The sequence below is a fragment of the Stutzerimonas sp. 21-1 genome, assembly GCF_056336065.1.
The window spans coordinates 785,580-799,820 of the sequence record NZ_CM150500.1; the positions used below are offsets into that span (position 1 = coordinate 785,580).

Below are 14,241 nucleotides of genomic sequence, written 5' to 3' on the forward strand. Positions count from 1 at the left end.
GCGCGACTCAATCCAGCGGCAGCTCCGTGGTGCGCTTCACCTCGCTCATGGCGATGTGCGAGTGCGCCTCCTGTACGTGCGGGCGCTGCAGCAGCTGGTCGCGCAGGAAGCGCTCGTAGCTGTCGATGTCTCGGGCCACCACCTTGAGCAGATAGTCCGACTCGCCGGCCATGGTGTAGCACTCCAGCACCTCGGGGTAACCCACCACTGCCTGCTCGAACTCGTCCAGATTGCTGCGTCCATGCGCCGAGAGCTTGATGTTGACGAACACCGTCATGTTCAGCCCGAGCTTCTTCGGGTTGAGCAGAGCGACCTTGCGCTCGATCAGCCCTTCCTCCTGCATGCGGTTGATCCGTCGCCAGCACGGCGATTGCGACAGCTCGACCTTCTCGGCGATCTCCGCGGCGGACAGATCGGCGTTGTGCTGCAGCAGCAGGAGAATCTTGCGGTCGATGGGGCTGAGGGGGGAGGGCTGCATGGTTGTTCCTGTTTTATTGTTGTTCGCGAAATGATCATGCACGGCACGGCCGTTCCAACGCAAAAGTAGAAAGAAAATCTCTGTTTGTCGCAGCCAGACTGTACTCACGTGCAGGCAGGGCGATCCCCTGTCCGAGCAAAGGCGGGTGGCAACACCGTGACCACCCTGACTCCGATAACAACAAACAGGAGCGCCCCATGTCACTGGCCGAGATCCGTCTGGATGACAAGTACCGACTCGCAACCGGTCATCTGTACCTCACCGGCACCCAGGCGCTGACCCGCCTGCCGATGTTGCAGCATCAGCGCGACCAGGCCCGCGGCCTGAACACCGGCGGCTTCATCTCCGGCTACCGCGGCTCGCCACTCGGCGGGCTGGACAAGAGTCTCTGGGACGCCCGCGACTACCTCAAGCAGAACGCCATCCACTTCCAGCCGGGTGTCAACGAAGAGTTGGCCGCCACCGCCGTGTGGGGCAGCCAGCAGACCAACCTGTTCCCCGGTGCCAAGTACGACGGCGTGTTCGCCATGTGGTACGGCAAGGGCCCTGGCGTCGACCGCGCCGGCGATGTGTTCAAGCACGCCAATGCGGCCGGCGTCTCCCCGCATGGCGGCGTGCTGCTGCTGGCCGGTGACGACCACGGCTGCAAATCCTCGACGCTGCCGCACCAGAGCGAGCACGCCTTCATCGCCGCCTCGATTCCGGTGCTCAACCCGGCCAACGTTCAGGAAATCCTCGACTACGGCATCATCGGCTGGGAGCTGTCGCGCTACTCCGGCTGCTGGGTGGCGCTGAAGACCATCGCCGAAAACGTCGATTCCTCTGCCGTGGTGGAGGTCGATCCGCTGCGCGTGCAGACGCGCATCCCGGAAGATTTCGAGCTGCCCGAAGACGGCGTGCACATCCGCTGGCCGGACCCGCCGCTGGCCCAGGAAAAACGCCTCAACCTGTTCAAGATCTACGCTGCGCGCGCCTTTGCCCGCGCCAACAACCTGAATCGGGTGATGCTCGATTCGCCCAACCCGCGCCTCGGCATCATCACCACCGGCAAGTCCTATCTCGACGTGCGCCAGGCGCTGGATGACCTCGGCTTCGACGAAACCCTCTGCGCCCAGATCGGCCTGCGCGTGCTCAAGGTCGGCATGAGCTGGCCGCTGGAGCCGGTCTCGGTGCACGAGTTCGCCCAGGGCCTCGACGAGATTCTGGTGGTCGAGGAGAAGCGCAGCATCATCGAGGACCAGCTCACCGGGCAGCTCTACAACTGGCCGGTGGACAAGCGCCCGCGGGTGGTCGGCGAATTCGACGAGCAGGGCAATTCGCTGCTGCCGAACCTCTCCGAACTGACTCCGGCGATGATCGCCCGCGTCATCGCCAAGCGCCTCGCGCCGATCTACACCAGCGAGAGCATCGTCACCCGCCTGGCCTTCCTCGACGCCAAGGAAAAGGCCCTGGCCGCGCGCAGCTACACCACCGTGCGCACCCCGCACTATTGCTCCGGCTGCCCGCACAACACCTCGACCAAGGTGCCCGAGGGCAGCCGCGCCTCGGCCGGGATCGGCTGCCATTACATGGTGCAGTGGATGGACCGGCGCACCGAGACCTTCACCCAGATGGGCGGCGAGGGCGTCAACTGGATCGGCCAGGCGCCGTTCACCGACACCCCGCACATGTTCCAGAACCTCGGCGACGGCACCTACTTTCACTCCGGTAGCCTGGCGATCCGTGCGGCCGTGGCGGCGGGGGTCAACGTCACCTACAAGGTGCTCTACAACGACGCCGTGGCGATGACCGGCGGCCAGCCGATCGACGGCGAACTGCGCGTCGACCAGCTCAGCCGGCAGATCGCCGACGAAGGCGTCAAACGCATCGCCCTGGTCAGCGACGAGCCGGACAAGTACCCGAGCCGCGCCGGCTTCGCGCCGATCACCACCTTCCACCACCGCCGCGAACTGGACGCCGTGCAGCGCGAGCTGCGCGAGTTCAAGGGCGTCTCGGTGATCATCTACGACCAGACCTGCGCCACCGAGAAGCGCCGTCGGCGCAAGCGCGGCAAGCTGGAAGACCCGGCCAAGCGCGTGTTCATCAATCCCGCCGTGTGCGAGGGCTGCGGTGACTGCGGCGAGAAATCCAACTGCCTGTCGGTGCTGCCGCTGGAGACCGAGCTGGGACGCAAGCGCGAGATCGACCAGAACGCCTGCAACAAGGACTACTCCTGCGTCGAAGGCTTCTGCCCGAGTTTCGTCACCGTGCACGGCGGCGGGCTGCGCAAGCCCGAAGCGGTCGCTCATGGCCTTGAAGCCTCCGAGTTGCCCGAGCCGCAGCATCCCTCGCTGCAGCGCCCGTGGAACGTGCTGATCCCCGGCGTCGGCGGCAGCGGCGTGACCACCCTCGGCGCGCTGCTGGGCATGGCCGCGCACCTGGAAGGCAAGGGCTGCACGGTGCTCGACCAGGCCGGTCTGGCGCAGAAGTTCGGCCCGGTGACCACCCACGTACGCATTGCCGCCAAGCAGAGTGACATCTACGCCGTGCGTATCGCCGCCGGCGAGGCCGACCTGCTGCTCGGCTGCGATCTGGTGGTGGCCGCCGGCGACGAGTCGCTGACCCGCCTCAACGAGCTGAACAGCAACGCTGTGGTGAACAGCCACGAAGCGGCCACCGCCGAGTTCACCCGCAACCCCGATGCCCAGGTGCCCGGCGCAGCCATGCGCCAGGCGATCAGCGATGCGGTCGGCGCCGAGAAGACCCACTTCATCGACGCCACCCGCCTGGCCACGCGGCTGTTGGGCGACAGCATCGCCACCAACCTGTTCCTGCTCGGCTTCGCCTATCAGCAGGGTCTGCTGCCGATCTCCGCCGAGGCCATCGAGAAGGCCATCGAGCTCAACGGTGTGTCGGCCAAGCTCAACCTGCAGGCGTTCCGCTGGGGTCGCCGTGCGGTGCTCGAGCGCGACGCGGTGGAGCAGCTGGCGCGCCCGGCCGAGCTGGCCGAACCGGTGTGCAAGACGCTGGAAGAGATCGTCGACTGGCGCGTGGACTTCCTCACCCAGTACCAGAACGCCGGCCTGGCGCGGCGCTATCGCCAACTGGTGGAGCGCGTACGCGACGCCGACACCGCGGATGATCTGGCGCTGTCCAAGGCAGTCGCGCGTTACTACTTCAAGCTGCTGGCCTACAAGGACGAGTACGAAGTGGCGCGCCTCTACAGCGAGCCGGAGTTCCGCCAGCAACTGGCGGCGCAGTTCGAGGGCGACTACAAGCTGCAGTTCCATCTCGCCCCGGCCTGGCTGGCCAAGCGTGACCCCGTGACCGGCGAGCCGCGCAAACGCGAGTTCGGCCCGTGGATGCTCGATGTGTTCGGTGTGCTGGCCAAGCTGCGCTTCCTGCGTGGCACGCCGCTCGATCCGTTCGGCTATGGCCATGATCGCCGCGTCGAGCGCCAGCTGATCGTCGACTACGAGAAGACCGTGGCCGACCTGCTGGCCCAGCTCAAGCCGACCAACTACCGCACCGCCGTGGCCATCGCCGCGCTGCCGGAACAGATCCGCGGCTACGGCCCGGTGAAGGAGCGTGCCCTGGCCAAGGTCCACCAGCAGGAAAAACTGCTGCGCGAGCAATTGGCCAAAGGCGACGAAGTGCAGAGCGTGCGGCTGTTCCAGCCGGCGGCGTGAGCGGCGCAGCATCCGCCCGGAATGTTTTGCCCAGAGCCCCGCGCCGGCGGGGCCGCAACCTGACAACAACCACGAGGTAACGCCATGTCCGTCTTCGCTCACCCCGACTTCGACCGCCATGAACAGGTGGTCTTCTGCCATGACCAGGCATCGGGTCTGAAAGCCATCATCGCCATTCACAACACCCGCCTGGGCCCAGCGCTGGGCGGTTGCCGGATGTTCCCCTACGCCAACGACGACGACGCCCTGCGCGACGTGCTGCGCCTGTCGCGCGGGATGACGCTGAAATCCTCGCTGGCCGGGCTCAAGCTCGGCGGCGGCAAGGCGGTGATCATCGGCGACCCGCACACTGGCAAGAGCCAGGCGCTGCTGCACGCGATGGGTGATTTCATCGAGAGCCTCGGCGGCCGCTACATCACCGCCGCCGACTCCGGCACCGGCGATGCCGAGATGCAGGCCTTCGCCCAGCGCACCCGCCACGTGATGGGCGCGACGCCGCGTACATTGCTCGATGGCAGCATCGCCAGCGGCGACCCGTCGCCGTCCACCGCGCTCGGCGTGTTCGTCGGTCTCAAGGCCGCGGTGCGTCATCGCCTCGGCCGGGACGACCTGACCGGGCTGAAGGTGGCGATCCAGGGTGTCGGCCATGTCGGCCTGGGCCTCGGCCGACACCTCAAGGCGGCCGGCGCCGAGCTGTGGGTGGCGGACATCTTCGACGCCAACGTGCAGCAGGCCATGGAAGAACTGGGCGCCAACGTGGTGCGCCCGCAGGACATCTACGGCCTGGACGTCGACGTGTTCGCGCCCTGCGCCATGGGCGGCATCCTCAACGAGCAGACCCTGGAGATGCTGCGCGCCCCGGTGATCGCCGGTGCCGCCAACAACCAGCTGGCCACGCCGGAAATCGGTGCCGAACTGCAGCGGCGCGAGCAGCTGTACGCGCCGGACTACGCGATCAACGCCGGCGGCATCATCGACGTCTACTACCAGCGCATCGGCGGCAGCGCCGCGCAGAGCGATGCCCACGTGCGCGCCATCGGCGACACCCTGCAGCAGATCTTTACCCGTGCCGCCGCCAGCGGCGAGCCGACCTCGGTGATCGCCGACCGCCTGGCGCTGGAACGCCTGCAGGCCGGTGGCGACGCGCAGCCCGAGGCGCTTCAGCGCCAGGCATCGTGACCCGCGCCGGCCGTTCGGCCGGCATCTCTCGAGCCGCGCCGGTGCCATACGCACCGGCCGCGCGCTCCGTTCGTTCCGACCTGACAAAAACAACAAGCAGGAATCCGCAATGACCGATAAAAGCAGCCTCGCCGCCGGCAGCCTCGCCGGCGCGCTCGCTCGTCCGCAATCCAGCGCCGCCCGCGGCCTCTGGTCCTCGCGCTGGGTGTTCTTCCTCGCCGCCACCGGCTCGGCGGTGGGCCTGGGCAATATCTGGAAATTCCCCTACATCACCGGCGAGAACGGCGGCGGCGCCTTCGTGCTGGTGTACCTGGCCTGCATCCTCACCATCGGCATACCGCTGTTGATGGCCGAGGTGATGATCGGCCGCGCCGGTCGGCAGAACCCGGCAGGCTCGGTGGCACGGCTGGCCGCCCTGGCCGGCGCCAGCGCGCACTGGCGCAAGGTCGGCTGGCTCGGCGCATTCACCGGTTTTCTGATCCTGAGTTTCTATGTGGTGATCGCCGGCTGGGCGCTGGCCTATGTGCCGGCGACGCTCGGCGGCGCGTTCAGCGGCGCCGATGCGGCCGCCAGCACGGCGCAGTTCGACGCGCTGCTGGCCGATCCGCTGCGGCTGGTGCTGTACGGCTCGGCGGTGCTGGCGGTGACCATGCTGATCGTCGGTCTGGGTGTGCGCGACGGCCTGGAGCGGGCGTTGCGTTTCATGATGCCGGGGCTGTTCCTGCTGCTGCTGGGCATGGTTGGTTATGCGGCAATCGCCGGCGACTTCGCCCGCGGCGCCGCGTTTCTCTTCGTACCGGACTTCTCCAAGCTGAGCGCCGAGGGCTTCCTGCTCGCCCTCGGCCATGCGTTCTTCACCCTCAGCCTCGGTTGCGGCGCGATGATGGCTTACGGCTCGTACCTGCCCAAGGGCGTGTCGATCGCCAAGACCTCTCTGCTGGTCGCGCTGGCCGACACCACGGTGGCACTGCTCGCCGGGCTAGCGATCTTTCCGTTGGTCTTCGCCAACGGCCTGGAGCCGGGAGCGGGGCCGGGGCTGATCTTCGTCACGCTGCCGATCGCCTTCGGCCAGATGCCGCTGGGCCAGGTATTCGGCGGGCTGTTCTTCGTGATGCTGGTACTGGCGGCGGTGACCTCGACGATCTCGCTCAGCGAGCCTGGCATCGCCTGGCTCAACGAGCGCTTCGGTGTCAGCCGGACCCGCGCGGTGCTGCTGACCGGCGCGGTGCTGTGGCTGATGAGCCTGGCCAGCGTGTTCTCGTTCAACCACTGGGCTGATTATCAGCTGTTCGGTCACACCTTCTTCGACAGCATGGACTACCTCACTGCTAACTGGCTGATGCCGCTGGGTGGCCTGGGCACGGTGCTGTTCACTGGCTGGGTACTGCAGAAGGAAGCGGTGCGCGAGGCCATCGGCATCGCCCAGCCGGGCTGGTTCAACGCCTGGTGGAACCTGCTGCGTTACGGCACGCCGGTGGCGATCACGCTGGTGTTCCTCAACCTGATCGGCGTGCTCTGAGCGCGTGGACCAGGCCGCGCGGTGGCACATCCGAATGCGCGCAGCGCTTATCCACCGTGCGGCAGCCTGTCGCAGGCGGTTGTCAGCTTTTCGTTACGCCTGGCAAGCCGGATGGCCGCGCCGGAGCGCGGTTGGCGCGGTGTAAGGAAAAGCTGACGGCGCCGCCGGTATGCGGCTCGCCCAGGCGGCCGCAGCCCGCTTGTTTCGCCGCCTGCGCTGGTTTGTCATGACCTCAGCCATGCGTGCAGGAGTCTGCGGACTTCAGCGAATCGATAACAAGAAACAGGAGGCGCAATGAACGCCGTTAGCAAGATCGAGCAACACAATCCCATCGGTACCGATGGCTTCGAGTTCGTCGAATTCACCGCGCCGAATGCCGAAGGCATCGAGCAGCTGCGCACGCTGTTCACCCAGATGGGCTTCACCGAAACCGCCAAGCACCGCTCCAAGGAGGTCTGGCTGTTCCAGCAGCACGACATCAACATCGTGCTCAACGGCAGCCCCACCGGGCATGTGCGCGAGTTCGGCGAGAAGCACGGCCCGAGCGCCTGCGCCATGGCCTTCCGGGTGAAGAACGCCGCGCAGGCCGCCGCCTACGTCGAGTCCCAGGGCGCCAAGCTGGTCGGCAGCCACGCCAATTTCGGCGAGCTGAACATCCCCTGCGTCGAGGGCATCGGCGGCTCGCTGCTGTATCTCGTCGACCGCTACGGTGACAAGAGCATCTACGACGTCGACTTCGAGTACATCGAAGGGCGCACGCCGAACGACAATGCCGTCGGCCTGATGTGTATCGATCACCTGACCCACAATGTGCGTCGCGGGCAGATGGACGTGTGGTCCGGCTTCTACGAGCGCATCGCCAACTTTCGCGAGATTCGCTACTTCGACATCGAGGGCAAGCTCACCGGGCTGTTCTCCCGCGCCATGACCGCGCCCTGCGGCAAGATCCGCATCCCGATCAACGAGTCGGCCGACGACAAATCGCAGATCGAGGAATTCATCCGCGAGTACCACGGCGAGGGCATCCAGCACATCGCGCTCTCCACCGACGACATCTACGCCACCGTACGCCAGCTACGTGCCAATGGCGTGGACTTCATGACCACCCCGGACACCTACTACGAGAAGGTCGACACCCGCGTCGCCGGCCACGGCGAGCCGACCGACGTGCTGCGTGAGCTGAATATCCTGATCGATGGTGCACCGGGCGATGACGGCATCCTGCTGCAGATCTTCACCAACACGGTGATCGGCCCGATCTTCTTCGAGATCATCCAGCGCAAGGGCAACCAGGGCTTCGGCGAAGGCAACTTCAAGGCGCTGTTCGAATCCATCGAGGAAGACCAGCTGCGCCGCGGCGTGATCGGCGAGTGAGGCGCAGGGTGGATGGCGGATGCCCATCCACTCCACCGTCTCTTCGATCGAACCGCACCTCGGAACCGGAGCCCTCATGCTGACCCTCTATTCCTACTGGCGCTCCAGCGCCGCCTACCGCGTGCGCATCGCGCTCAACCTCAAGGGCCTGGCGTATCGCCAGGTGCCGGTGCATCTGGTGCAGGACGGCGGACAGCAGCGCGCCGCCGACTACCGCGCGCTCAATCCGCAGCAGCTGGTGCCGCTGCTGGTGGACGAGGTCAACGGCGGCGCGCGCATCGCGCAGTCGCTGGCGATTCTGGAATACCTCGAGGAGGTGTTTCCGGTGCCGGCGATCCTGCCCGGCGATCCGCTGGAACGGGCGCAGGTGCGTGCGCTGGCACTGCACATCGCCTGCGAGATCCATCCGCTGAACAACCTGCGCGTGCTGCAGTACCTCAGCGGCGAACTGGGCGTGGACGATGCGGCGAAGGACGCCTGGTATCGCCACTGGGTCGCTACCGGCCTCGCGGCGGTGGAGCAGGGGCTGGACGCCTTCGGCGAGCGCTTCTCGCTCGGCAACCGCCCCGGTTACCTGGAGGCGTGCCTGGTGCCGCAGGTGTACAACGCGCGCCGTTTTGCCTGCGATCTCGCGCCATTCCCGCGCATCCGCCAGCTCACCGAGCGCTGCGAGGCGCTGGAAGCCTTCCGCAACGCCGCTCCGGAGGTGCAGCCCGACACTCAATGATCCGTGGTGCCTTGCATGCCGTCGCGCCACGGTGCGGCGGTCCGAATTCCGTCACAGATAAAAACAAACAGGTGACGCATGACTCGTGAAAAACCGAAGAACCTCTGGCTTTCGCGCTGGGGTTTCATCCTCGCTGCAACCGGCTCCGCCGTGGGCCTGGGCAATATCTGGAAATTCCCCTACATCACCGGCGAATACGGCGGCGGTGCCTTCGTGCTGATGTACCTGGCGTGCATCCTCGCCATCGGCATTCCGGTGATGATGACCGAGATCGCCCTCGGCCGGCGCGGGCGCGGCAGCCCGATCGACGCCATCGGCCGCGTGGTGCGCGAGAACGACGGCAACCCGGCGTGGAAGCTGGTCGGCGGCATGGCGATGCTCGCTGGCTTCCTGATCCTGTGCTTCTACGTGGTGGTGGCCGGCTGGGCGTTTTCCTACACCTGGAAGATGCTCGACGGCTCGCTCGCCGCGCCCAGCGTGGAAGCGCTCGGCCAGGTGTTCGAGGCGCACAACGCCGATCCGTGGGCGCTCGGCGGCTGGAGCCTGCTGGTCGCGCTGCTGACGCTGTGGATCGTCGGCAAGGGCGTGCAGGCCGGTGTCGAACGGGCGTTCCGCTGGATGATGCCGGGGCTGGCGGTGATGCTCATCGTGCTGGTGGGCTATTCGTTCACCAACGGCAGCTTCGCCGAGGGCTTTGCCTTCCTGTTCAGCTTCGATGCCTCGAAGATCACCGGCGAGGCGCTGCTGGCGGCGCTGGGCCATGCGTTCTTCACCCTCAGCCTGGCCTCCGGGGCGATTCTCACCTACGGCTCCTACATCCCCGACGGCCAGTCCATCGCCCGCACCACCGTCATCGTCGCCATCGCCGACACCAGTGTGGCGCTGCTGGCGGGGCTGGCGATCTTCCCGGTGATCTTCGCCAACGGCATGGACCCGAGCGCCGGCCCCGGGCTGATCTTCATGAGCCTGCCGCTGGCATTCCAGCAGATGCCGTTCGGCACCGCGTTCGGCGTGCTGTTCTTCGCCATGGTCTCGGTGGCGGCGCTGACTTCGGCGATCTCGATGATCGAGGCGGTGGTCGCCTACCTCAACGAGAAGCACGGCATCAGCCGCGCCCGCGCCGCCGCCAGCTCCGGTGCGGTGCTGATCGTGATCAGCCTGCTGGCGATGCTGTCGTTCAACCTCGGCGCGGAATGGAAGCTGTTCGGCATGACGCTGTTCGACGGGCTGGACTACATCACCTCGCGCTGGATGATGCCGCTGGGCGGAATCTGCATGGTGGTGCTGGCCGGCTACTGCCTGCGCTCGGAGATCATGCGCGACGAGCTGGGCCTGTCGCCGGCCGGACATGCGCTGTGGCTGTTCATGGTGCGTTACGTCAGCCCGGTGATGATCCTCATGGTGTTCCTGCATGCCCTCGGCTGGCTGGGCTTCGACCCGCTGGCGCGCTGGTACTGGATCGTCGGCGCCATCGCGCTGCTGAGCATGCTCGGCGAGGGCCTGCGCCCACGGGTGATGCCGGCGCTGGCCGGACGCTGAGCCGAGCGGTCCGCACGCCGGCGCGGTGCTGGCGTGCGGACCGGGCGGTCACGAGCTACACCGCTGCGTTCAAGTTTCCCGACGGACGGCCGAGAAGCTGACTGAGATCAAGGATTTTCACATTCCGCAGGATGCGCCCAGTCAGTCAATCGGACGCCCCTCAAAATGCCCAGTCGCCTCAAGTTCAGCCACAAGATCCTGCTGGCCGCATCGCTGGTGGTGATCGCGACCTTCGCGCTGTTCACCCTTTACAACGACTACCTGCAGCGCAACGCCATCCGCGCCAATCTCGAGAGTTACCTCGACGAGATGGGCAAGGTCACGGCAAACAACATCCAGAACTGGCTTTCCGGCCGCATTCTGCTGGTGGAAGGCGCGGCCGAATCGGTCGCCGCCGACAACAGCAGCGAGCGCGTGGCCAGCCTGTTCGAGCAGCGTGCGCTGACCTCGACGTTCGCCTTCACCTACCTCGGTGGCCAGGACGGCAGCTTCCTGCTGCGTCCCTACGATGAGATGCCGGCCGACTTCGATCCGCGCACCCGGCCCTGGTACAAGGACGCCGTGGCCGCCGGCGGCTCGACGCTGACCGAACCCTATGTCGATGCCGCCAGCGGGCAGCTGATCCTGTCCATCGCCACTCCGGCGAAGAGCGGCGCGCAGACCCTTGGCGTGGTCGGTGGCGACCTGGAGCTCAAGGCGCTGGTGGAGATCATCAACGCGCTGGATTTCAACGGCATGGGCTATGCGTTCCTGGTCAGCGGCGACGGCAAGGTGCTGGTCCACCCCAACCAGCAGATGGTGATGAAGACGCTGCGCGACGTTTACCCGCAGAACACGCCGTCGCTCGACAGCCGCTACGTCGAGGCCGAACTCAATGGCTCGCCGCGCGTGCTCGGTTTCAGTCCGGTGAAGGGGCTGCCGTCGGTGCAGTGGTACGTCGGCATCTCGCTGGATCGCGACAAGGCCTACGCCAGCCTCAGCAGTTTCCGCACCACCGCGCTGATCGCGACCGTCGCGGCGGTGGCCTTCATCCTGCTGCTGCTGGGCCTGCTGATCCGCGTGCTGATGCGTCCGCTGACCGACATGGGGCGGGCGATGGGCAATATCGCCGAAGGCGAGGGCGACCTGACCCGCCGCCTCGACGTGCAATCCAATGACGAGTTCGGCGAGCTGGCCGGCGCCTTCAACCGCTTCGTCGAGCGCATCCACGGCTCGATCCGCGAGGTGTCGTCGGCGACGCAGGCGGTGCATGAAGTGGCGCAGCGGGTGCTCGACGCTTCCAACGCCTCGATGTCCAACTCCGACGAGCAGTCCAGCCGCACCAACAGCGTGGCGGCGGCGATCAACGAGCTGGGGGCCGCCGCACAGGAGATCGCCCGCAACGCCGCCGACGCCTCGCAGCACGCCAGCAACGCGCGCCTGCAGGCCGATGACGGGCGTCAGGTGGTCGAGCAGAACATCGCCGCGATGCGCCAGCTGTCCGACAAGATCAGCGCCTCCTGCGCGCAGATCGAGACGCTCAACGCCAAGACTGTCGACATCGGCCACATCCTTGAAGTGATCAAGGGCATCTCCGAGCAGACCAACCTGCTGGCGCTGAACGCCGCCATCGAGGCCGCGCGTGCCGGCGATGCCGGGCGCGGATTCGCCGTGGTCGCCGACGAGGTGCGCAACCTGGCGCACCGTACGCAGAGTTCGGCGCAGGAAATCCAGCAGATGATCGAAGAGCTGCAGGTCGGCGCCGGCGCCTCGGTGCAGACCATGACCGAAAGCCAACGCCAGAGCGAAGCCAGCGTGTCGATTGCCGACCGCGCCGGCGAGCGCCTCGGCGAGGTGACGCAGCGCATCGGCGAGATCGACGGCATGAACCAGTCGGTGGCCACCGCCACCGAGGAGCAGACCGCGGTGATCGAGTCGCTGAACATGGACATCACCGAGATCAACACGCTGAATCAGCAGGGCGTGGAGAACCTGCAGTCGACCCTGCAGGCCTGTGGCGATCTGGAGCGGCAGGCCACCCGCCTCAAGCAGCTGGTCGGCAGCTTCCGCATCTGAACCAGGTGGATTGAAAAAAGGGCGCTGCGGCGCCCTTTTTCATGCGCGCGAGCGCGCAACGGAGCATCGCGCGGCGATTGGCAGTCACAACTGCTCAACCCGCGCGTTCTTCAGGAGGCTCCATGCAAGTGCTCATCGTGCTCACATCCCACGACCGGCTGGGCGACACCGGCAAGCCCACCGGCTTCTGGCTCGAGGAATTCGCCGCGCCGTACTTCGTGCTGCGCGACGCCGGCGCCGCCATCACGCTGGCCTCGCCCAAAGGCGGGCAGCCGCCGCTGGATCCCAAGAGCGACGAAGCGGAGGCGCAGACCGAAGCCACCCGGCGCTTCAAGGCGGATGCCGAGGCGCAGCGCGCGCTGGCCAGCACCGTGCCGCTGGCGCAGGTCTCGGCGGCGGATTTCGATGCGCTGTTCTTTCCCGGCGGCCATGGCCCGCTCTGGGACCTGGTGCGTGACCGCCACGCTATCGAACTGATCGAGACCTTCGCACGCAGCGGCAAACCGGTCGCGGCGGTCTGCCATGCGCCGGCGGTGCTGACCGAGGTGCGCGGCGCGGATGGCGAGTTCCTGATCAAGGGACGCGGCGTCACCGGCTTCACCAACGGTGAGGAAGCGGCGGTGGAGCTGACCGACGTGGTGCCCTTCCTGCTGGAAGACCGGCTCAAGGCGCGCGGCGGCAACTACAGCAAGGGGCCGGATTGGGCGCCCTACGTGGTGGTCGACGGCCAGCTGGTGACCGGGCAGAACCCGGCCTCCTCGGAGGCCGCGGCGGCGGCGCTGCTGGAGCTGCTGCGCGCCGGCTGATTCAGCGCGGCAGCTCGGGCCAGGCCAGGCTTTCGGCGCTGGCGCAGGCGCCGAACAGCGGCTTGCTGAACAGGTAGCCCTGCATCAGCTCTATGCCCTGGTCGGCCAGGCACAGGCATTCATCGAGGGTTTCGATGCCCTCGGCGATCAGGCGGATGTCCAGCTCGCGGCAGATCTCCGTCACCCCGCGCACGATGGCCTGCCGCGAGCGGCTGCTGTCGATTCCGCGGATCAGGTCCATGTCCAGCTTGATCAGGTCGGGCTGGAAGTCGGCCAGCAGGTTGAGCCCGGCGAAGCCTGCGCCGAAATCGTCGATGGCGGTCATGAAGCCGATGCGCTGGTATTCGCGCAGTACCTCGGCCAGCCACTTGCCGTCGTCGATCTCCTCGCCTTCCACCGTCTCGAAGATGATCCGCTCGATGGGGAAGCCATACTGCTGCGCCGCCTCCAGCGTGGAGCGGATGCACAGCTCCGGGCGATAGATGGCGTTGGGCATGAAGTTGATCGACAGCCGTGTCTGCATGTCTAGCGCCGCCGCGGTGCGGATCGCCTCGACCCGGCAGGCCTGATCGAAGCGGTAGCGGTTGTCCTCGGTGACTTTGGCCAGCACGCTCGGTGCCGGCTCGCCGGCCGGGCCGCGCACCAGCGCCTCGTGGGCAAACAGCTGGCGTTCGCGCAGGTTGACGATCGGCTGATAGGCATAGGCGAAGCTGAAATCCAGCGCCTGGCCGTTGCGGCAGCCTTCGCAGGACGCTCGGGCGAGCGGGGACTCGCAGTCGGTGGAGCGGCGATACATCGAAAGTCCTCGTCGATTGGCAGCCAGTGCCCGGATGCGCCGCCCGCGGCGAACAGCCGCGCGCACGGGCGCGATGAGCTGCTATCGGTCGGCGCGGGAC

10 protein-coding genes are annotated in these 14,241 nt (G+C 66.9%); 8 read left to right on the plus strand and 2 right to left on the minus strand.

Annotated features, from left to right (window positions below; genetic code table 11):
- Positions 1–7: 7 nt before the first annotated feature.
- The gene (locus AC0ZJQ_RS03805; RefSeq protein WP_008567373.1) at positions 8–478 is read right to left on the minus strand and encodes an Lrp/AsnC family transcriptional regulator; all 471 of its coding nucleotides are present in this window, start codon (positions 476–478) and stop codon (positions 8–10) included.
- Positions 479–675: 197 nt separating this feature from the next.
- On the opposite strand from AC0ZJQ_RS03805, the gene AC0ZJQ_RS03810 reads away from it, so the two are divergent.
- From AC0ZJQ_RS03810 to AC0ZJQ_RS03845, 8 genes are all read left to right on the plus strand, one after another.
- Positions 676–4,146: an indolepyruvate ferredoxin oxidoreductase family protein gene (locus tag AC0ZJQ_RS03810; RefSeq protein ID WP_155551514.1), complete on the plus strand. Its 3,471-nt coding sequence runs from the start codon at positions 676–678 to the stop codon at positions 4,144–4,146.
- Positions 4,147–4,230: 84 nt separating this feature from the next.
- On the plus strand, positions 4,231–5,325 hold the full coding sequence (locus tag AC0ZJQ_RS03815; protein ID WP_008567372.1) for a Glu/Leu/Phe/Val dehydrogenase dimerization domain-containing protein: 1,095 nt from the start codon (positions 4,231–4,233) through the stop codon (positions 5,323–5,325).
- A gap of 109 nt (positions 5,326–5,434) precedes the next feature.
- The gene (locus AC0ZJQ_RS03820; RefSeq protein WP_102827627.1) at positions 5,435–6,844 is read left to right on the plus strand and encodes a sodium-dependent transporter; all 1,410 of its coding nucleotides are present in this window, start codon (positions 5,435–5,437) and stop codon (positions 6,842–6,844) included.
- A 294-nt stretch (positions 6,845–7,138) separates the two neighbouring features.
- On the plus strand, positions 7,139–8,218 hold the full coding sequence (hppD, locus tag AC0ZJQ_RS03825; RefSeq protein ID WP_476477354.1) for a 4-hydroxyphenylpyruvate dioxygenase: 1,080 nt from the start codon (positions 7,139–7,141) through the stop codon (positions 8,216–8,218).
- A gap of 76 nt (positions 8,219–8,294) precedes the next feature.
- Positions 8,295–8,945, plus strand: a complete 651-nt coding sequence (gene maiA / locus AC0ZJQ_RS03830; RefSeq protein WP_476477355.1) for a maleylacetoacetate isomerase — start codon at positions 8,295–8,297, stop codon at positions 8,943–8,945.
- A 78-nt stretch (positions 8,946–9,023) separates the two neighbouring features.
- Positions 9,024–10,484 carry a sodium-dependent transporter gene (locus AC0ZJQ_RS03835; RefSeq protein WP_476477356.1) on the plus strand — a complete coding sequence of 487 codons (1,461 nt, stop codon included), beginning with the start codon at positions 9,024–9,026 and terminating at the stop codon, positions 10,482–10,484.
- Positions 10,485–10,649: 165 nt separating this feature from the next.
- The gene (locus AC0ZJQ_RS03840; protein ID WP_476477357.1) at positions 10,650–12,539 is read left to right on the plus strand and encodes a methyl-accepting chemotaxis protein; all 1,890 of its coding nucleotides are present in this window, start codon (positions 10,650–10,652) and stop codon (positions 12,537–12,539) included.
- Between the two features lie 122 nt (positions 12,540–12,661).
- Positions 12,662–13,345 carry a type 1 glutamine amidotransferase domain-containing protein gene (locus tag AC0ZJQ_RS03845; RefSeq protein ID WP_314019737.1) on the plus strand — a complete coding sequence of 228 codons (684 nt, stop codon included), beginning with the start codon at positions 12,662–12,664 and terminating at the stop codon, positions 13,343–13,345.
- A 1-nt stretch (position 13,346) separates the two neighbouring features.
- On the opposite strand, the gene rimA is transcribed toward AC0ZJQ_RS03845, so the two are convergent.
- A complete protein-coding gene (gene rimA, locus AC0ZJQ_RS03850) occupies positions 13,347–14,141 on the minus strand; it encodes a S6 modification regulatory phosphodiesterase RimA (protein ID WP_008567366.1) in 795 nt (264 codons plus the stop codon).
- Positions 14,142–14,241 lie beyond the last annotated feature (100 nt).